Source organism: Pseudonocardia halophobica, assembly GCF_027922425.1.
Classification (GTDB): Bacteria; Actinomycetota; Actinomycetes; order Mycobacteriales; family Pseudonocardiaceae; genus Pseudonocardia; species Pseudonocardia halophobica.
Genome location: NZ_BSFQ01000068.1, coordinates 1 through 18,683, shown reverse-complemented (window position 1 = coordinate 18,683; position 18,683 = coordinate 1). Strand labels below are relative to the sequence as shown.

At 74.0% G+C, this 18,683-nt stretch carries 16 protein-coding genes; 4 read left to right on the top strand and 12 right to left on the bottom strand.

The window, feature by feature from the left end; genetic code table 11:
* Positions 1-651 precede the first annotated feature (651 nt).
* The 11 genes from tyrS to argC form a co-directional block, all read right to left on the bottom strand.
* Positions 652-1,923 carry a tyrosine--tRNA ligase gene (gene tyrS, locus PKE99_RS36560; RefSeq protein WP_037054311.1) on the bottom strand — a complete coding sequence of 424 codons (1,272 nt, stop codon included), beginning with the start codon at positions 1,921-1,923 and terminating at the stop codon, positions 652-654.
* A gap of 73 nt (positions 1,924-1,996) precedes the next feature.
* On the bottom strand, positions 1,997-3,022 hold the full coding sequence (locus PKE99_RS36555) for an iron-siderophore ABC transporter substrate-binding protein (protein ID WP_051738369.1): 1,026 nt from the start codon (positions 3,020-3,022) through the stop codon (positions 1,997-1,999).
* A gap of 10 nt (positions 3,023-3,032) precedes the next feature.
* Positions 3,033-3,704 carry a DNA-3-methyladenine glycosylase gene (locus tag PKE99_RS36550; RefSeq protein ID WP_231498511.1) on the bottom strand — a complete coding sequence of 224 codons (672 nt, stop codon included), beginning with the start codon at positions 3,702-3,704 and terminating at the stop codon, positions 3,033-3,035.
* On the bottom strand, positions 3,705-5,126 hold the full coding sequence (gene argH, locus PKE99_RS36545; RefSeq protein WP_037054309.1) for an argininosuccinate lyase: 1,422 nt from the start codon (positions 5,124-5,126) through the stop codon (positions 3,705-3,707).
* Entirely contained in the window at positions 5,126-6,559 is a 1,434-nt protein-coding gene (gene argG / locus PKE99_RS36540) for an argininosuccinate synthase (protein WP_037054307.1), read from the bottom strand. Before argG ends, argH begins: the two co-directional genes overlap by 1 nt.
* Before the next feature lie 33 nt (positions 6,560-6,592).
* Complete coding sequence (locus PKE99_RS36535) at positions 6,593-7,060, bottom strand: arginine repressor (protein WP_037054322.1); 468 nt, start codon at positions 7,058-7,060, stop codon at positions 6,593-6,595.
* Positions 7,061-7,073: 13 nt separating this feature from the next.
* Positions 7,074-8,045 (bottom strand): ornithine carbamoyltransferase, encoded by a 972-nt coding sequence (gene argF, locus PKE99_RS36530; RefSeq protein ID WP_051738368.1) that lies wholly within the window; start codon positions 8,043-8,045, stop codon positions 7,074-7,076.
* Positions 8,045-9,223, bottom strand: coding sequence for an acetylornithine transaminase (locus PKE99_RS36525; protein WP_037054305.1), 1,179 nt, complete (start codon positions 9,221-9,223; stop codon positions 8,045-8,047). Before PKE99_RS36525 ends, argF begins: the two co-directional genes overlap by 1 nt.
* Positions 9,220-10,152, bottom strand: a complete 933-nt coding sequence (gene argB, locus PKE99_RS36520) for an acetylglutamate kinase (protein WP_271214971.1) — start codon at positions 10,150-10,152, stop codon at positions 9,220-9,222. The genes PKE99_RS36525 and argB overlap by 4 nt, the downstream gene beginning before the upstream one ends.
* Positions 10,136-11,293: a bifunctional glutamate N-acetyltransferase/amino-acid acetyltransferase ArgJ gene (gene argJ, locus PKE99_RS36515; protein WP_037054301.1), complete on the bottom strand. Its 1,158-nt coding sequence runs from the start codon at positions 11,291-11,293 to the stop codon at positions 10,136-10,138. The genes argB and argJ overlap by 17 nt, the downstream gene beginning before the upstream one ends.
* Entirely contained in the window at positions 11,290-12,351 is a 1,062-nt protein-coding gene (gene argC / locus PKE99_RS36510) for an N-acetyl-gamma-glutamyl-phosphate reductase (protein WP_051738367.1), read from the bottom strand. Before argC ends, argJ begins: the two co-directional genes overlap by 4 nt.
* A gap of 49 nt (positions 12,352-12,400) precedes the next feature.
* On the opposite strand from argC, the gene PKE99_RS36505 reads away from it, so the two are divergent.
* On the top strand, positions 12,401-13,078 hold the full coding sequence (locus tag PKE99_RS36505; protein WP_037054296.1) for a DNA alkylation repair protein: 678 nt from the start codon (positions 12,401-12,403) through the stop codon (positions 13,076-13,078).
* Here PKE99_RS36505 and PKE99_RS36500 read toward each other — a convergent pair.
* Complete coding sequence (locus tag PKE99_RS36500) at positions 13,075-14,121, bottom strand: MBL fold metallo-hydrolase (RefSeq protein ID WP_037054317.1); 1,047 nt, start codon at positions 14,119-14,121, stop codon at positions 13,075-13,077. The genes PKE99_RS36505 and PKE99_RS36500 overlap by 4 nt on opposite strands.
* An 82-nt stretch (positions 14,122-14,203) precedes the next feature.
* Between PKE99_RS36500 and PKE99_RS36495 the strand changes: the two genes are divergently transcribed.
* The 3 genes from PKE99_RS36495 (at position 14,204) to PKE99_RS36485 (ending at position 18,591) form a co-directional block, all read left to right on the top strand.
* Positions 14,204-16,321, top strand: coding sequence for a bifunctional lysylphosphatidylglycerol flippase/synthetase MprF (locus tag PKE99_RS36495; protein WP_081924767.1), 2,118 nt, complete (start codon positions 14,204-14,206; stop codon positions 16,319-16,321).
* Positions 16,322-16,583: 262 nt separating this feature from the next.
* Entirely contained in the window at positions 16,584-17,891 is a 1,308-nt protein-coding gene (locus PKE99_RS36490; RefSeq protein WP_156068104.1) for a PucR family transcriptional regulator, read from the top strand.
* Between the two features lie 46 nt (positions 17,892-17,937).
* Positions 17,938-18,591, top strand: coding sequence for a TMEM175 family protein (locus PKE99_RS36485; protein WP_051738366.1), 654 nt, complete (start codon positions 17,938-17,940; stop codon positions 18,589-18,591).
* Positions 18,592-18,683 lie beyond the last annotated feature (92 nt).

Genomic DNA, 18,683 nt, shown 5'->3' with positions numbered 1-18,683 from the left:
TGAGCCAGGATCAAACTCTCCAACAAAAACTGGCTCTCAAAAACAGTCCACCCACCGGACGGGACCGGCAGCAGACCAAACATGAACTGGCACAAAAACCACCAGAACACTTAGCTCGACACACTGTTGAGTTCTCAAAAGACACCCGCACACCTTCACTCGACCGCGTCCGCGATCTCGATCCGGGGCTTCCTTCTCGGATTGTCACGCTACCAGAGCGATCCGCTCGGAGGCAACTCCCCTATCTTACGCATGTCCCCCGGCCGGGTCAAGCACCGAAGTCCCGCGCCGGTCCGTTCGGGCCCCGGGGGGCTCGGCCGAACCGATTGTCGTCGCCCGCCTGCGGTCTGACTCTGGGCCGGAGAATCCGTCCCGGTCTGTCGTGCTGACCACCGTGGCGACGAGAGAGAAAGTTACACACCCGCTCCGGGGCCTCGGAAACCGGGGGGTCACTTTCGACGTTCGCGCAGGTCAGGGGCGGGTTGTCGGCGATCGTGCCGCGACGGCCCCTCGACCCGCCCGCGGCGGTGAACCCTCGCGGTCGACCCCGGCCGCCCCGACGGCCCCGGATGCGAACGGGCCCGGCACACCCCCGCGGGAGTGCGTGCCGGGCCCGAATTCCGTCCGTGTGATCTCGGCGACCTCGCGTCGTCAGCGCTCCACGCGCACGCCGGCGAGGTTCCGCTTGCCGCGGCGCAGCACGAGCCAGCCACCCGCGAGCAGGTCCCCCTCCGACGGGGTCCACTCCTCGTCGTCGACCTTCGTGTTGTTCACGTACGCCCCGCCCTCCTTCACGGCGCGGCGCGCGGCCCCCCTGCTCTCGACCAGCCCGGTACCGACCAGGAGGTCGACGATCGTGGCGCCCGCCCCGAGCGAGGTGTCGGTGGTCGACACCTCGGCCATCGCGGCGGTGAGGGTCCCGGCCTCGAGCCCGCCGAGCTCCCCCCGCCCGAACAACGCCGACGACGCGGCGATCACCTGGGCCGTGGCGTCCGGCCCGTGCACCAGGGTGGTCAGCTCCTCCGCGAGTCGGCGTTGCGCCAGCCTCAGGTGCGGCCGCTCCGCCGTCTCCTTCTCCAGCTCCTCGATCTCCTCGCGGGGCAGGAAGGTGAACAGCCGGAGGTACGTGCCGGCGTCGGCGTCGGAGACGTTGACGAAGTACTGGTACCAGGCGTACGGCGACGTCAGCTCCGGGTCGAGCCAGATGTTGCCCCCGCCCGTCGACTTGCCGAACTTGCGGCCCTCGGAGTCCGTGACCAGCGGGGTGGTCAGGGCGTGCGCGCTGCCGCCGTCGACCCGGCGGATCAGGTCCGCCCCGCCGACGATGTTGCCCCACTGGTCCGACCCGCCGATCTGCAGGCGGCAGCCGTAGCGGCGGTACAGCTCGAGGTAGTCCTGGGACTGCAGCAGGAGGTAGCTGAACTCCGTGTACGACAGCCCGTCCCCGGCCAGCCTGCGCTTGACCGTCTCCCGCGACAGCATGACGTTGACCGAGAAGTGCTTCCCGATGTCCCTCAGGAACGTCAGCACGCCCTGGTTCCCGGTCCAGTCCAGGTTGTTCGCCACGAGCGCGCCGGTGGGCGAGTCGTCGAAGGTCACGAACCGCTCCAGCTGCCCGCGGATCCGGGTGGCCCACTCCGTGACCGTCTCGACGCTGTGCAGCGAGCGCTCCCCGACGTCACGCGGGTCGCCGATCTGCCCGGTCGCCCCGCCGGCCAGCACGATCGGCCGGGCGCCGGCCTCCTGGAAGCGGCGCAGGGTGAGCAGCGGGATCAGGTGTCCGGCGTGCAGGCTGGCGGCGGTCGGGTCGAACCCGCAATACAGGGTGAGCGGCTCGGGTCCCCCGAGGTCCTTGCGCAGGGCGTCGAGGTCGGTGGTCTGCGCGATGAGGCCGCGCCACTCCAGCTCGTCGAGGATGCTCACGCCCCCAATCCTCCCCGACACGCGGACGGCCCGTCCCCCGGGTTCCGGGGAACGGGCCGCAGGTCGGGCGCGATCAGGCCAGCTTCGCGTTCATGTCCGCCGGCAGCGTGTCGAGCAGCGCCGGCAGGCTCAGCACGCTGGAGAACGACATCGCCGCGGACTGCTCCGGCGTCGGGGTGAACGCGTGGCCCTGCTGGACCGGCGTCAGCCCGGAGTAGCCGGGCAGGTTCTGGAAGGCCTGCGTCTCGGCGTCGCTCGCCGTGATCAGCACGATCGAGTCGACCGGGTCGAGCTTCGAGATCTCCTCCGTGGAGATCGTGGCGTAGAAGTTGGACCCGGCCAGGTGGTCGAACTCCTGCGGGATGGTCATACCCAGTGCCTGGAAGAAGCGGGCGCGCAGGTCCTGGCTCCCCCACACGAAGAACGACGCGTTGTCCGCCGTGCTCGGCCGGACGCCGGCCACCGACTTGCCCTGCAACCCCGGGTTCGCGGCCTTCACCTGGGCGAACTTCGCCTCCAGATCGCGGATCAGCTGCTCGGCCTCGGCCGGCTTGCCCAGCGCCTGCCCGGTGAGGCGGGTCGCGTCCTGCCACGGGGTGCCGTAGTCGACGAACCCGGCGGGCTGCGCGATCGTCGGCGCGATCTTCGAGTAGGTGTCGTACTGCTCCTGGGTCAGGCCCGCCGAGATCCCGACGATCAGGTCGGGCCGCAGCGCCGCGATCGCCTCGGTGCCGACCTCGCCGACGGGCAGCACCTGCGGCTGCTGCCCCTGCAGCTCGTCCTGCGCCCAGTCCCAGGTGGCGGAGGGCTTGTTGCCGGTGAACTCGCGGACGGCGACCGGGACCACGCCGAGCGCCAGGATCGCGTCCTGGTCGGTGTAGCCCAGCGACACGACGCGCTGCGGTGCGGCCGGCACGGTCGTGGAGCCGAACTTGTGCGTGACGGTCGCCGGGAACGCGCCCGGCGTGCCGGACGGCGCCGTGCTGCCCGATCCGGGCTGGTCCCCGCCGGAGCCGCTGCACCCGGCGAGGACGAGAGCGCCGGCGAGCAGCAGGCCGACGAGCGAGAGGAGTCGGCCTGGCCGACGATCAACGAACACGGCAGGAAGGTTAGGATGGCCTTCCTTGAGTGTCCACTTCTGTGCGGCCGCGCGAGGTCACGGTCCGGACGCGGCCGGGCCGGTACGGGCTCACCTCGGGCGCCCCGTCCACCCAGAACCGCCAGGGCGTGTCGTGCGCGGCGGCGACGCCCACGCGCGGCCCCGTGCGGATCCGCTCGGCCGGCACGGGCTTCCCCGCCACCACGCGCACCGGCGACTCCGGCGAGGTGACGTCGACGCCGTTGTGCTCGCGGCCCAGCCCCAGCAGCGACGCCAGCCGGGCGGGCCCGCGGGCGAGGTCGGCGTCCCGCCGGGCGGTCGGCCGCCGGACCCGGGCGATCCCGGGGTCCGACACCACCCGCCCGGCGCGCAGCAGCACCGCGCCGGCCTCGCCGTCCTGCAGGCAGGTGACGTTGGCGCAGAAGTGCATGCCGTAGACGAAGTAGACGTACAGGTGCCCGGCGGGGCCGAACATCACGGCGTTGCGCGCGGTCCGGCCCCGGTAGCTGTGCGACGCCGGGTCGTCCGCCCCGCGGTAGGCCTCCACCTCGACGAGCTCCACCGCCACCGGGCCCTCGGGCGTGTCCGCCTCGACGGTGCAGCCCAGGAGCCGGGCCGCCGCGGGGAGCACGTCCGCGGCGAGCTCCGCACGCGCGATCAGGGGCCGGGTCGGGGCCGCCACTCAGCCGCTCACCGCCGGGGTGCCCACCCAGGCCCGCGCGTCCGCGGAGGCGAGGCGCAGGCCGTCGAGCTGCTCCTCGACACGCTCGCCCGCGGTCCCGCCGCGGGCGTCGCGCGAGGCGATGGAGCCCTCGACCGTGAGCACCTCGCGTACCGCGGGAGTGAGGGCGGGGTGCACGGCGGCGAGCTCGCGGTCCGTGAGGTCCTCGAGCCCGGCGCCACGCGCCTCGGCCGCCCGGACGCAGCCGCCCGCGGCCTCGTGTGCCACCCGGAACGGCACGCCCTGCCGCACCAGCCACTCCGCCACGTCCGTGGCGAGGGTGAAGCCCGCGGGCGCGAGCTCGGCGAGCCGGCCGGTGTGGAAGACCAGCGTCTCGACCATGCCTGCGACGGCGGGCAGGAGCAGCTCGAGCTGCTCGGCGGAGTCGAACAGCGGCTCCTTGTCCTCCTGCAGGTCCCGGTTGTAGGCGAGCGGCAGGCCCTTGAGCGTGGCCATGAGCCCGGCGAGGTTGCCGATCAGCCGGCCCGCCTTGCCGCGGGCCAGCTCCGCGACGTCCGGGTTCTTCTTCTGCGGCATGATCGAGCTGCCGGTGGAGAAGGCGTCGTCGAGCGTGACGTACGAGAACTCCGCCGTGGCCCAGAGGATGACCTCCTCGGACAGCCGCGACAGGTCGACCGCGACCATGGCCAGCACGAAGGCGGCCTCCGCCGCGAAGTCCCGCGCGGCGGTGCCGTCGATCGAGTTCTCGGCCGACGAGTCGAAGCCCAGCTCCGCGGCCACGGCCTCCGGGTCGAGGCCCAGCGACGAGCCGGCGAGCGCCCCCGACCCGTAGGGCGACACCGCGGCCCGCCTGTCCCAGTCCCGCAACCGGTCGACGTCCCGGACCAGGGCCTGGGCATGCGCGGCGAGCTGGTGCGAGAGCAGGACCGGCTGGGCGTGCTGCAGGTGGGTGCGGCCCGGCATCGGCGCGTCCGGGTAGGCGGTGGCCTGGTTGACGAGCGCGTCGACCACGTCGAGCACGCCCGACGCGATCCGGCGCGCGGCGTCGCGCAGCCACATCCGGAACAGGGTGGCGACCTGGTCGTTGCGGGACCGGCCGGCCCGGAGCTTGCCGCCCAGGTCCGGCCCGGCCCGCTCGATCAGGCCGCGCTCCAGGGCGCTGTGCACGTCCTCGTCCGCGGGCGCGGGCCCGAACGAGCCCGACTCGACGTCCGCGGCGAGCTTGCTCAGCGCCTCGAGCATCCCGTCCAGCTCGGCGTCGCTGAGCAGCCCGGCCCGGTGCAGCACGCGGGCGTGCGCCTTGGAGCCGCGGATGTCGTACGGCGCGAGCCGCCAGTCGAAGTGGGTGGACTTGCTCAGCGCGGCCAGCGCGTCCGCAGGGCCGCCGCTGAACCGCCCGCCCCACAGCCCGGAGCCCGCCATCAGTCGTTCCCCGCTTCCAGGGCGGCGGCGTCGAGGGACTTCTCCGACTCGCCCTCACCGGCCCGGTCGATGGCGGCGATCCGGTCGAAGCCGCCCGAGGGCAGCGCGCCGAACAGCGTGCCGTGCTCGACGAGCACCGTCCCCTGCTCGGCCGGCTGGTCGGCGTAGGCCTCCAGCTTGGCGCGGGAGTCGGCGATGTCGAGGTTGCGCATGGTGAGCTGACCGATCCGGTCGGTGGGCCCGAAGGCGGCGTTCTCCACACGCTCCATCGAGAGCCGGTCCGGGTGGTAGGAGAAGCCGGTGCCCTCGGTGTTCAGGACCGTGTAGTCATCCCCGCGGCGCAGGCGCAGCGTGACGGTGCCGGTCACCAGCGAGGCGATCCAGCGCTGGATCGACTCGCGGATCATCAGCGCCTGCGGGTCCAGCCAGCGGCCCTCGTAGAGCAGCCGGCCGAGCTTGCGGCCCTCGGAGTGGTAGTTCGCGAGGGTGTCCTCGTTGTGGATCGCGTTGAGCAGCCGCTCGTAGGCGGCGAACAGCAGCGCCATCCCGGGCGCCTCGTAGATGCCGCGCGACTTGGCCTCGATGATCCGGTTCTCGATCTGGTCCGACATGCCGAGGCCGTGCCGCCCGCCGATGGCGTTGGCCTCCAGGACGAGGTCCACCTGGTCATCGAAGCGCTTGCCGTTGATCGCCACCGGGCGCCCCGCCTCGAACGTGACGGTGACGTCCTCGGCCTCGATCGCGACCGCCGGGTCCCAGAACTTCACGCCCATGATCGGCTCGATGGTCTCCAGGGAGACGTCGAGGTGCTCGAGGGTCTTGGCCTCGTGGGTCGCGCCCCAGATGTTCGCGTCCGTGGAGTACGCCTTCTCGGCCGAGTCCCGGTAGGGCAGCCCGTGGGCGGTGAGCCACCGGCTCATCTCGTCCCGCCCGCCCAGCTCCTGGACGAAGTCGGCGTCGAGCCACGGCTTGTAGATGCGCAGCTCGGGGTTGGCCATCAGGCCGTAGCGGTAGAACCGCTCGATGTCGTTGCCCTTGAAGGTCGAGCCGTCGCCCCAGATGTTCACGCCGTCCGCCTGCATGGCGCGCACCAGCAGCGTCCCGGTGACGGCCCGGCCCAGCGGCGTGGTGTTGAAGTAGGTCCGGCCCCCGGAGCGGATGTGGAAGGCGCCGCACGCCAGCGCCGCCAGGCCCTCGTCGACCAGCTGCGGCTTGATGTCGACCGCGCGGGCGATCTCGGCGCCGTACTGCTTCGCGCGGTCGGGGACGCCGGAGATGTCCGCCTCGTCGTACTGGCCGAGGTCGGCGGTGTAGGTGCACGGGATCCCGCCCTTGTCGCGCATCCAGGCGACCGCCACGGAGGTGTCGAGGCCTCCGGAGAAGGCGATGCCGATGCGCTCGCCCTTCGGGAGGGAGGTCAGGACCTTGCTCACGGGATCGTTCTCCTTGATCAGAAACGCGCGGGGTCAGAGTTCGAGCAGTCGCGCGACGACCTGGGCCCCGGTGAGGGGCTCGCGGGCCACCAGCAGGACCGTGTCGTCGCCCGCGATCGTGCCGACGACGTCGTTCAGGGCGGCACGGTCGAGCGCGCTCGCCAGGTAGTGGGCGGCGCCGGGCGGCGTGCGCAGGACGGCAAGGTTGCCACTCGCGTCCGCGGACACGAGCACCTCCCCCAGCAACCGGGACAGCCGGGCCGTGCCGCCCCCAGGGGTGTGGACCAGACCGCGGACCGGGCTCCCGTCGTCCGGGATCACGTACGCACCGCGGACCTTGACGGCGCCCAGCTCGTCGAGGTCCCGGGACAGCGTGGCCTGGGTGGTGCCGATGCCCTCGGCGTCGAGCAGGGTGAGCAGCTCGCCCTGGCTGCGCACCGCCTGCTGGCCGATGATCTCGACGATCCGCGCCTGGCGGGCCACCCGGGTGGCCGCGGTCATCGCCACACCGCCGTCATGCGCGGGCCGGGTCCATCAGCCACGCCAGCAGGGCCTTCTGGGCGTGGAGCCGGTTCTCCGCCTCGTCCCAGACCACGCTGGCGGGCCCGTCGAGCACCTCGTCGGTGATCTCGTCGCCGCGGTGCGCCGGCAGGCAGTGCAGCACGATCGCGCGCTCGTTCGCGTGGGCGAGCAGCGCGGCGTTGACCTGGAACGGCCGGAACGGCGCCGCCCGGTCCAGCCCGTCCGCCTCCTGGCCCATCGAGACCCACGTGTCGGTGACGACCACGTCCGCCCCCTCGACCGCGGCGACCGGGTCGGCCACCACCTCGGCGGACCCGCCGGTCGCCGAGCCGTGCGCCTTCGCGTCCCGCAGCACGTCCGGGTCGGGGGTGAAGCCCGCGGGCGCGCCGATCCGCACGTGCATCCCGGCGAGCGTGCCGCCGAGCAGCAGCGAGTGGGCCATGTTGTTGGCGCCGTCGCCGAGGTAGGCGAGCGTCAACCCGGCCGTCCGGCCGAACCGCTCCCGGATCGTCTGCAGGTCGGCGAGGACCTGGCAGGGGTGGAACTCGTCCGTGAGCGCGTTGACCACCGGCACCCGGGACGCCGAGGCCATGGCCTCCAGCCGGGCCTGACCCGCGGTCCGCCACACCACGGCGTCCACGAGCCGGGACAGCACCCGTGCGGTGTCCTCGATCGTCTCGCCCCGGCCGAGCTGGCTGCTCGCGGCGTCGAGGATCACCGGCTGCCCGCCGAGCTGGGTGATCCCCACCTCGAACGACACCCGGGTCCTGGTCGACGACTTGTCGAACAGCACCGCCACGGGCCGCGGGCCGATCAGCGGCAGGTGCGCGAACCGGTCCGCCTTCATGTCCGCGGCCAGGGCGAGCACCTCGGCCTGCTCCTCGGGCGACAGGTCGTCGTCCCGCAGGAAGTGCCGCGGCCCGCCCGTCCGGGCGCCGCGCTCCGGACCGCCCACGACGCTCATCAGACGGTCCCGCCGGACTCGTCGAGGATCCCGGGCAGCTCCTCCAGGAAGCCCTGGGCCTGCGCCTCGGTGAGCACCAGCGGCGGCGCGAGCCGCACGCGGGTGGGCACCGCGTTGTTGACCAGGTAGCCCCGGTCCCGGGCCTTCGCGGCCACGGCGGCGGACACCGGCTGGTTCAGGCCGACGCCGATGTGCAGGCCGGCGCCGGACACGTCCGTGACCAGCGGGTGGGCGAGCCCCTCGATCCCCGCACGGATCTCCTTGCCCAGCCGGTCGACGTGCTCGAGCAGCCCGTCGTTGTCGATCGTGCTGAGCACCGCCAGGGCCGCGGCGCAGCTCACCGGGTTGCCGCCGAAGGTGGTGCCGTGCTGGCCGGGCTCGAGCAGGCCCGCGGCGTCACCGATGCCGATGCAGGCGCCGATGGGCAGCCCGCCGCCGAGGCCCTTGGCCAGCGTCACCACGTCCGGCACCACGCCGGTGGCCTGGTGCGCGAACCACGCGCCGGTGCGGCCGATCCCGGTCTGGATCTCGTCGAGCACCAGGAGGGCGCCGTGGCGGGAGGTGATCTCCCGGGCGGCGGCGAGATAGCCCTCCGGCGGCACGATCACGCCGGCCTCGCCGAGGATCGGCTCGAGGAACACCGCGGCGGTCGTGTCGTCGACCGCGGCCTCCAGGGCCTCCACGTCGCCGAACGGGATGTGCACGACGCCCGGGGGCATCGGCTCGAACGGCTCGCGCTTGGCCGGCTGGCCGGTGAGCGCGAGCGCCCCCATGGTCCGGCCGTGGAAGGCGTCCTCGCACGCGACGATCTTCGTCCGGCCGGTCCGGCGCGTGATCTTGAACGCCGCCTCGTTGGCCTCCGCGCCCGAGTTGCAGAACAGCACCCGCGCGCTCTCCTGCCCGAGCAGCTCCAGGAGCTTCTCGGCGAGCTGCAGCGGCGGCTCGGTGATGTAGAGGTTCGAGGTGTGGCCCAGCGTGGAGATCTGCCGGGTCACGGCTTCGACGACGGCCGGGTGGGCGTGCCCGAGGGAGTTCACCGCGATCCCGCCGAGCATGTCGACGTAGCGGTTGCCCTCGGCGTCCCACACCTCGGCGCCCTCGCCGCGCACCAGGGTGAGCGGCGGGGTGCCGTAGTTGTTCATGAGCGCGTGCTGCCACCGCTCGGCGTAGCTGGTCATTCCGGCACCACCATCGTTCCGACACCCTCACTGGTGAACACTTCGAGCAGCACCGAGTGCGGCACCCGCCCGTCGATCACGTGCGCCTGCGGGACCCCGCCGCGCACCGCGCGCAGGCACGCCTCCATCTTCGGCGCCATCCCGCTCTCCAGCTCCGGGAGCATCGGCTCCAGCTCGGCCGCGGTCAGCGCGGAGATGATCGACTCGGGGTCCGGGTAGTTCGCGTACAGCCCCTCGACGTCCGTGAGCACCACGAGCTTCGCGGCGTCGAGGGCGGGCGCCCCGCGGGGGCCGGCCGCCAGCGCGGCGGCCGCGCTGTCGGCGTTGATGTTGTAGACCTGGCCGTCCGCCCCCGGGGCCACGCCCGCGACGACGGGAATCCGGCCGGCCCGCACGATGTCGAGCACCGCGGCCGGGTTGACCTCGACCACGTCGCCGACCAGGCCGATGTCCACCGGCTCGCCGCCGACGAGCGCGGTGCGCTTCTCGGCGGTGAACAGGCCGGCGTCCTCGCCGGAGAGCCCGACGGCGTACGGCCCGTGCTGGTTGATCAGCCCGACGAGCTCGCGGCCGACCTGCCCCACCAGCACCATCCGGACGACGTCGATCGTCTCGGGGGTGGTCACGCGCAGCCCGCCGCGGAACTCGCCGGGAAGGCCCAGCCGCTTCAGCATCGCGCTGATCTGCGGGCCGCCGCCGTGCACGACGACGGGGTGGATGCCGGCGAGCCGCAGGAACACCATGTCCTGCGCGAACGCCTCCTTCAGCTCCTCGTCGACCATCGCGTTGCCGCCGTACTTGACCACGACGACCTGCCCGTGGAACCGCTGCAGCCAGGGCAGGGCCTCGGCCAGGACCCCGGCCTTCTCCCCGGCCCGCTTGAGCCGGCCGTGCGGGTCGGGCGTGGGGACCTCAGGAGGAGTAGGCACTGTTCTCCTCCACGTACGCGTGCGAGAGGTCGGTCGTGAGGATCTCGGCCTCGCCGGACCCCAGGCCCAGCTCCACCTCGACGAGGACGTCCTCGCCGGAGAGGTCGGCCAGCCCGCGGTCCCCGGCCGCGACTCCGCCCCGGCAGAGGGTGACGCCGTTGATCGTGACGTCGAGCTTCTCGGGATCCAGGGCGGCGTCGGCGTAGCCGGCGGCCGCGGCGATCCGGCCCCAGTTGGGGTCGGAGCCGAACAGCGCCGTCTTGACCAGCGAGTCCCGGGCGACTGTCCGGGCGGTCACCACGGCGTCGTCCTCGCTCGCTGCCCCGGTCACCCGCACGAGGATCCGCTTGGTGACGCCCTCCGCGTCCGCCTGCATCTGCTTCGCGAGGTCCCTCGCGACCTCGGTGAGCGCGGCGGTCAGGTCCTGCTCCGACGGCGTGACGCCCGAGGCCCCGGAGGCCAGGACGATCACGGTGTCGTTCGTGGACATCGAGCCGTCGACGTCGAGCCGGTCGAAGCTGACCCGGACGGCGGCCCGCAGCGCGCGGTCCAGGGTCGCGGCGTCGGCCGACGCGTCCGTGGTCAGCACGGACAGCATGGTGGCCATCGAGGGCGCGATCATCCCGGCGCCCTTGGTGATCCCGCCGACCGACCAGCCCGCCTGCTCGGACAGGGCCTGCTTGGCGACGGTGTCCGTGGTCATGATCGCCGTGGCGGCGGCCAGGCCCGCGTCGGGCGTGGCCTCCAGGGCCGCGGCGGCCTTCTCGACCCCGGCCAGCACCACGTCCCGCGGGAGCTGGGCGCCGATCAGGCCCGTGGAGCAGACGGCGACCTCGATGGCTCCGGTCGCGAGCACCTCGGCAGCCTTCTCGGCGGTGGCGTGCGCGGTCTGGAAGCCCTCGGGGCCGGTGCAGGCGTTGGCCCCGCCGGAGTTGAGGACGACGGCCTTCAGCGTGCCGGTGGTCATGACCTGCTGGGACCACAGCACCGGGGCGGCCTTCACCTTGTTGCGGGTGAACACGGCCGCGGCGGTCTGCTCCGGCCCGTCGTTGACGACGAGGGCCAGGTCCGGCCTGCCGCTGGCCTTGATCCCGGCGGTGATCCCGGCGGCCCGGAAGCCCTGCGGACCAGTCAGGCTCACGGCGCGACCCCCGTGGTCGGCAGGCCGGTGACCTCGGGCAGGCCCAGCGCGATGTTCATGCACTGGATCGCCCCGCCCGCGGTGCCCTTGGCCAGGTTGTCGATCGCGGCGACGACCACGAGCCGGCCCGCGTCGGCGTCGACCGCCACCTGCAGGTGGACCGTGTTCGACCCGAGCGTCGCCTTGGTCGTGGGCCACTGGCCCTCGGGCAGCAGGTGCACGAAGGGCTCGGCCGCGTAGGCCTTGTCGTAGACCTCCCGCGCCTGCGCGCCGTCGCCGGTCAGGGGCGCGGTGCAGGTCGCGAGGATGCCCCGGGGAAGGGGCGCGAGGACGGGGGTGAAGCTCACGGAGACGGGCTCACCGGACACCCCCGACAGGTTCTGCGCGATCTCCGGCGTGTGCCGGTGCACGCCCCCCACCCCGTAGGCGGAGAGCGAGCCCATCACCTCGGCGCCGAGCAGGTGCGGCTTCAGCGACCTGCCCGCGCCCGACGTCCCGGTGACGGCCGTGATCACGACGTCCGGGCCGACGAGCCCGGCCGCGAGGGCCGGCGCGAGGGCGAGCGAGGAGACCGTCGGGAAGCAGCCCGGCACGGCGACCCGGGTGGTGCCCCGCAGCGCGTCCCGCGCGCCGGGCAGCTCGGGCAGGCCGTACGGCCAGTGGCCGGCGTGCTCCCCGCCGTACCAGCGGTCCCACGCGTCGGCGTCCTGCAGCCGGTGGTCCGCGCCGCAGTCGATCACCAGGGTGGAGTCCCCGAGCTGCGCCGCGAGCTCCGCGGACCTGCCGTGCGGCAGCGCGAGGAAGACGACGTCGTGCCCGCCGAGCACCTCCGCCGTACTCTCCTCGAGGACGCGGTCGGCCAGGGGCAGCAGGTGCGGCTGGAACTCGCCCAGTCGTCGCCCCGCGTTGCCGCCCGCCGTCAGCGCACCGATCTCGACCTCGGGGTGCGACAGGAGGAGCCGCAAGAGCTCTCCCCCGGCGTACCCACTGGCTCCCGCCACCGCGATCCGTACCACGCGCAAGATTATGCACTGCCGTGAAATCTCATGCAAAGGCATTCCCGCTCACGCTCCCCGGAAGGGCGGCACCCGGGCCTAGGCTGATCTCATGACCACCCTGGCCGACGCGCTGCGCGCCGGGCTCGAGGCGGCCGCGGACCCGGAGGCCGCGCCCGTCATGCGGGCGTACATGAAGTCGGACATGCCCTTCCGCGGCGTGCCACAGCCCGTCCGGGCCCGGATCCTCCGCGAGGGCGTGCAGGCCCAGCCCCCGCCCACGCGCGGGACGCTCGCCGCCACGGCCGACGCGCTGTGGGACGGCGCGCAGTTCCGCGAGGAGCGCTACCTGGCCACCGCGCTCGCGGGGTACCGCGACTACGCGCGCTGGCCGGACGCGGACTGGCTCCCCCGCTACCGGCACTGGGTGGTCAGCGGCGCCTGGTGGGACCACGTGGACGAGATCGCGTCCCGCCTGGTCGGGCCGGTGCTGCGGGCCGATCCCGTGCAGGTCACGCCGGTGATGCGGCGCTGGGCCACCGACCCCGACCCGTGGCTGCGCCGGACGGCGATCCTCTGCCAGCTGCAGTCCAAGGGCGACACGGACGTCGACCTCCTCGCCGACGCCATCGAGGCCAGCCTGAAGGACGAGGGCTTCTTCCTGCGCAAGGGGATCGGCTGGGCGCTGCGCCAGCACGCGCGCACGGACCCGCTCTGGGTGCGCGAGTTCGTCGACACCCACCCCGAGCTCTCGCCCCTGTCCCGCAAGGAAGCCCTCAAGCACCTCTAGAGGGTGTAGGTGCTGCCGGCGCTGGGGGCGATCCACGCGTCGGGCAGGGCGGCGGCCAGGGCGTGCTGGGCCCGCCAGCCGGTGCAGTGCCCCGGGACCAGAACCGCCGGCGCCAGCTCGCGCAGTGCCGCCACCGTCGGCGGGATCACGGGCTCGAAGTACGGGCCACCGAGGTGCAGGCCACCGAGCAACGCGTACAGCTCCGGAACCCCGGTGAGCCGCTGCGCGTGCCGGACGATGTTGACCGCGCCCGCGTGCCCGCACCCGGTGAGCACCACCAGTCCCTTGTCCTTCACGTGCACCACCAGGGCCTGGTCGTCGACCACGGCGGCGTCGTGCTCCCAGGCCGACCCGGTCCACGCCTGGTGCGCCGGCGGCATCCCCCGCTCGTACTCCGTGGTCCGGTCCACCTCGCCGGTGATCAGCACGGCGCCGTCGAGCAGCACCGACGGGACCCGCCGCTCGACCAGCTCGAACCCCTCGCCCGCGAGCGCCCGCGGGCTGAGCGTCGGCAGCTCGCGAGTGTCGCCGCCGGGCACCGCGAACCGGCGCCGGGTCCACGCGGCCGGGTGCAGCACCATCGGCAGCGCGCGGGTCCCCCTCCGGCCGGCGAGCCCGGCCAGCCCGCCGGCGTGGTCGGGGTGCCCGTGGCTGAGCACGATCCCCTGGACGACGTCGAGGTCCGCGCCGACCCGCCCGGCGTTGACGACCAGCGCGTCGGGCGAGAGGCCGGCGTCGAAGAGCAGCGAGGTGGTCGCCGTGCCGCGCCGCACCGTGACCAGGGCGGCGAACCCGTGCTCGGCCATCAGCCCCACGTCCGCCGCGCCGCCGACGAACTGCGCGGCGGTGGCCCGGCCCGCCCCGAGACCCACCCGGGAGACCCGTTCGTCGCCGGTGAGCAGGGCGTCGAACACGTTCTCCACCAGGGTGGTGATCCGCACCTCGTCGACGGGCTCGAGAGGGATCGGGTCGACCGCGGGACCCTCGGCGGGACGGGGGACGCCCTGCGCGACCTCGGCCCGGCTCGCGTGTCCGTCGCACATGGCCGCACCGTAACGCCGCCCCCGATCCCCCGAACAGCACGCAGACGACGGCGGTCCCGGCACCCCGCCGCGGGAGGCGACGATGACCGACGGCACCACGGCCCGCCCGGCACGGGGTCTCCCGGCCCTCGCCGCGCCGGCCGCCAGGGTCGGCACGCTGGTGCGGCGCATCCCGTTCACCAGCACGGTCGTGCTCGTGATGATCGTGGCCGGGTTCGCCACCGGCGCCTTCTGGCGGGCCGCGGCCGACCAGGCCTGGTACCCCTGGGTCGCCTACGGGGTGCCCGCACTGGAGAACGGCCGCTGGTGGACGCTGCTGACCGGGCCGTTCCTCGCCGTCATCCCGCCCTTCTACCTCGTCATGACCGGCAGCTTCGCGCTCTTCGTCGGCTGGGCGGAGTGGCGGCTGGGGACCGGGCTGGCCGCATTGACCGCCGTCGCCGGGCAGCTGGTGGGCATCCTCACCGCGCTCGGCTTCCTGCTCGTGGTGCGCGGCACCGGCTGGCCGTGGGCGGAGACCACGAGCCGGCTGCTCGACGTCGGGTTCTCGGCCGGGGCGCTCGCCGCGCTCGCGGTGACCAGCGCGACCCTGCGCCCGCCGTGGCGGCTGCGACTGCGCCTCGCCCTGGCCCTCTACGTCCTCGCGTCGGCCGTCTACCTCGGTTCGCTGGCGGACCTCGAGCACCTGGTCGCCGTGCTGATCGCGCTGGTCGTGGGGCCGCGGCTGGTCCGCGCCCGGGCGGTGCCGGCCACCCGGCCGAGCCGCCGGGAGTGGCGGCTGCTCGCGGTGTTCCTGCTGGTGCTCATGGTGGCGGGCTCGGTGCTGAGCTTCCTGCTGCCGAACGACGGCCCGCTCGGCCCGACCGGCGACCCGGAGGCGAGCTGGGTCGACCTGGCGATCACGGTCGTCGGCGCGGCGCTGCTCGTCAACGGGCTGCGCAAGGGCCGGCGCGTGGCGTGGCGGTGGGCCGTCGGGCTCGCCGGGCTCAACGTCGCCGTCGGGCTGCTGGCCGGCGTGCTGTTCGTGCTGGCGGCGGTCCTGGAGAACGCCGAGGCCGTCCTCGACCAGCCGGGCCTGTTCGTGGCCGACCGGCTCGCCTGGACGGCGCTGCTCGTGCTGCTGCTGGTCGGGCGGCGGGCGTGGCGGGTGCCCTCGCGCCGCGCCCGGCGGGCGGTCGGCGGCGTGACGGACCGCGGGACCGCGGTGGCGTTGCTGGAGAAGCACGGCGGCGGCACCGTCTCCTGGATGGCCACCTGGCCGGACAACGAGTGGTTCGTGACCGCCGACGGCGACTCCTGCGTGGCGTTCCAGCGGCACGCCGGTGTGGCGATCGGCCTCGGCGACCCGATCGGGCCGGACCCGGTCGCGGCGCTCGAGGAGTTCGGGGTGCGCAGCGAGACGGCGGGGCTCATCCCCTGCCTGTTCTCCGCCTCGGACCGGACCGCCCGCGTAGCGCGGGAGGCCGGCTGGTTCACCGCGCAGGTCGCCGAGGACACCCTCGTCGACCTGCCGGAGCTGGAGTTCCGCGGCAAGGCCTGGCAGGACGTGCGCTCCGCGCTGAACAAGGCGGGCAAACAGGGGATCACGCACCGGCTGGTCCGGCTCGCCGACGAACGGCACGCCGTCGTCGACCAGGTGCGGGAGCTCTCGGAGCAGTGGGTCGGCGGCAAGGGCCTGCCGGAGATGGGGTTCACCCTCGGCGGCGTCGACGAGGCGCTCGACCCGCACGTCCGCGTCGGCCTCGCCGTCGACGCCGACGGCCTGGTGCACGGCGTGACGTCGTGGCTGCCGGTGTACGCAGCGGGCGGGACCGTGACGGGCTGGACGCTCGACGTCATGCGGCGGCGGGAGGGCGGGTTCCGGCCCGTCGTCGAGTTCCTGATCGCGTCGGCCTGCCTGGCCTTCCGCGAGGAGGGGGCGACGGTCGTCTCGCTCTCCGGCGCGCCGCTGGCCCGCACCGACGCCTCCGGCGACACCGCGGTGCTCGACCGCCTCCTCGACACGCTCGGCGCCCGGCTCGAACCGCTGTACGGATTCCGCTCGCTGCACGCCTTCAAGGCCAAGTTCCAGCCGCGGTACGAGCCGATGCACCTGGTGTTCCGGGACGAGGCGGACCTGCCGCGGGTCGGCGTCGCGCTCACCCGGGCCTACCTGCCGGACACCTCGACCCGCGAGCTGCTGCGGCTCGCCCGGGCGTAGTGGTGACGACGCCGCGAGGCCCCGCGGAGCCGTGCCCTGCTCCGCGGGGCCACCGGCGAGAGGCCCCCCTCCCCCGGCCGCGTCGACGGCCCTGGTCCCCTCCGGAACCGTCGTGACCATCCGACACCATCGCGATGCGGTTATTCTTCGCCTCGCACGCCAACGTCCCGCGGACCTCTTGTCGCCCCGGCGCAACGCCGACCCGGAGGTGGACCCGATCCCTGCGCACGGTGCACCGCGCCCGCTCGCCGGCCGGACGTGGATGGACGCGCTCGAACCCGGCGGGGCCGTCGTCGAGGTCCGGTGCGCGCCGCACACCTTCGAGGAGACGGTCGCCGTCCTGGGCCTGCCCGCGGCGCGCTGGGGTCTGGAGGCCGCCCAGCGCGGGGCGGAGGCGGCCATCGAGGGCGGGCCGCGCACCGCCGAGACCGTGCGCCAGCTGCTCAGCGCCTGTCAGGGCTGCTTCCTCGCCGTGCTTCGCGGGCTGCGCACGGAGACGGCGCCCGCCGACCTCGCCGTCCCCGGCGAGCTGCTGGCCTCGGTCCGCGGCGCGGTCCGCGGTGGCGTGCCGCTGCCGCGGCTGCTGCGCATGATGTGGACCGCGCACTTCGCCGCGCTCGACGCGCTGGTGGCGGTGACGGAGGCCGTCGTGCCGCCCGTGGAGGCGGCCGCGGAGGCCCGCGCGCTCACCGCTGAGTCCTTCGGCTACGTCGAGGCCTTCAGCGACGCCGTCGAGCGCCGGTACGCCGCGGAGCTCTCCGACTGGACCGGCTCGGCCGCGGCGGCGCGGATGGAGGCGGTCGAGGAGATCCTGGCGGGCGGGCCGGTCGACCGGGGCGCGGCCGAGACGGCGCTCGGGCACTCCCTCGGCGGGTGGCACGTCGCCGTCCTGCTCACCGCGGACCGGCCGGCGGTCCGGCTCGACGGGGAGCTCACCCGGCTCGCGGAGGTCCTCGGCGCCGACGGGACAGTCGGTCTGCACCGGTCGCCGACCACGCTGTGGGGATGGTTGCACTGGCCCGCGCGACCGGCGGAGGAGCCGGCCGGGCGGATCCGCGCCGGCGGGCCGCTCGCCGTCGGGGTGCGGGCCGCCGTGGGGCCGGCCGCCGAGGGTGTCGACGGCTTCCGCTGGAGCCATGTCGCCGCGCAGGAGGCCGCGCGGCTGTCCGGGCTGGGGCACGGGGGCGTCGTCGGGCACCACGAGTCGTCCGTCGCCGGCCTGCTCACCGCCAATGCCGAGCACGCCCGCCGGTTCGCGCTCGGCACCCTGGGCGCCGAGCTGTGCGCCGCGTCGGCCAAGGCCCGGCGGCTGCGGGAGACCCTGGCCACGTACCTCGCCGTGGGCCGCAGCCGGGCCGCCGCCGCGGACCAGCTGCACGTCTCGCCCGGGACCGTGGCCTACCGCGTCAAGCAGGCCGAGGACCTGCTCGGGGGCACGGTGGAGGGCTCCGGCTGGATGCTGATGATCGCCCTGGAGATCATGCGGGCGTTCGACGCCGTGGGGCAGGACCCCGCCGCAGGCGCCGCGGACGGCCAGCTGGGCGGCCCGCTGGGCGGCCGGGGGCTGTAGCGCGCGACGTCTGTCCGCACCGCACGGAGATCGCTAGCATCCGCCCATGGCCGAGGCGTCCGCGCACGAGACCGAGGACGAGTTCGCGTCGACCGAGCGCGGTGCGGCCGAGCGCCTCATCTTCTTCTCCGACGCCGTCGTGGCGATCGCGATCACGCTGCTCGCGATCGACCTGCAGGTGCCGCAGGGCGACACCGCCGCCGAGCTCGCGGCCGGGTTCGCGGCCAACCGTCCCGAGTACCTGGCGTTCCTCATCAGCTTCGCGGTGATCGCCCGGCACTGGATCAGCCACCACCGGGTGTTCCGGTACGTCGGGCGCGCCTCACTACCGCTGACCTGGCTGAACATGCTGTGGCTGCTGATCATCGTGCTCACGCCGTTCTTCACGCGGTTCATCGCCGAGGCCCACGTCGACTTCGCGCGCTTCGCCGTGTACGCCCTCGCCGAGACGCTGCAGATCGGCACGTTCGCCGCCATCGTCGCGGTCCTCGGCCGCACCCGGGCGTACATCCCCGGGACGCCGCGGCAGCTCGTGCGCTACGGCTGGGTGCCGTCGGCGATCACCGGGTTCGCCTTCCTGGTGTCCGTCCCGCTGTTCCCGCTGCTCGACCTCTGGTCGTTCGCCGTCTGGGTGGTCGTGCCGTTCATCGGCGACCGCGTCACCAACGCGCTGGGCATCACCGGCCGCTACGCCGTCTGAGATGTCATGGCCCTACCCCGGGCCGCCTCGAGGGATGAGAATCTGGACGGGGTCGGCTGTGCTCGTTCGTGCTTGGTGCGTGCGAACCCGTC

Coding starts and splice junctions, on each gene's coding strand:
- argH (WP_037054309.1), bottom strand. CDS start 5,126: ATGGCGGGCTCCGGGCTGTGGGGCGGGCGGTTCAGCGGCGGCCCTGCG.
- PKE99_RS36535 (WP_037054322.1), bottom strand. CDS start 7,060: ATGACCGCGGCCACCCGGGTGGCCCGCCAGGCGCGGATCGTCGAGATC.
- argF (WP_051738368.1), bottom strand. CDS start 8,045: ATGAGCGTCGTGGGCGGTCCGGAGCGCGGCGCCCGGACGGGCGGGCCG.
- PKE99_RS36525 (WP_037054305.1), bottom strand. CDS start 9,223: ATGACCAGCTACGCCGAGCGGTGGCAGCACGCGCTCATGAACAACTAC.
- argC (WP_051738367.1), bottom strand. CDS start 12,351: ATGCCTTTGCATGAGATTTCACGGCAGTGCATAATCTTGCGCGTGGTA.
- PKE99_RS36505 (WP_037054296.1), top strand. CDS start 12,401: ATGACCACCCTGGCCGACGCGCTGCGCGCCGGGCTCGAGGCGGCCGCG.
- PKE99_RS36500 (WP_037054317.1), bottom strand. CDS start 14,121: ATGTGCGACGGACACGCGAGCCGGGCCGAGGTCGCGCAGGGCGTCCCC.
- PKE99_RS36495 (WP_081924767.1), top strand. CDS start 14,204: ATGACCGACGGCACCACGGCCCGCCCGGCACGGGGTCTCCCGGCCCTC.
- PKE99_RS36490 (WP_156068104.1), top strand. CDS start 16,584: ATGGACGCGCTCGAACCCGGCGGGGCCGTCGTCGAGGTCCGGTGCGCG.
- PKE99_RS36485 (WP_051738366.1), top strand. CDS start 17,938: ATGGCCGAGGCGTCCGCGCACGAGACCGAGGACGAGTTCGCGTCGACC.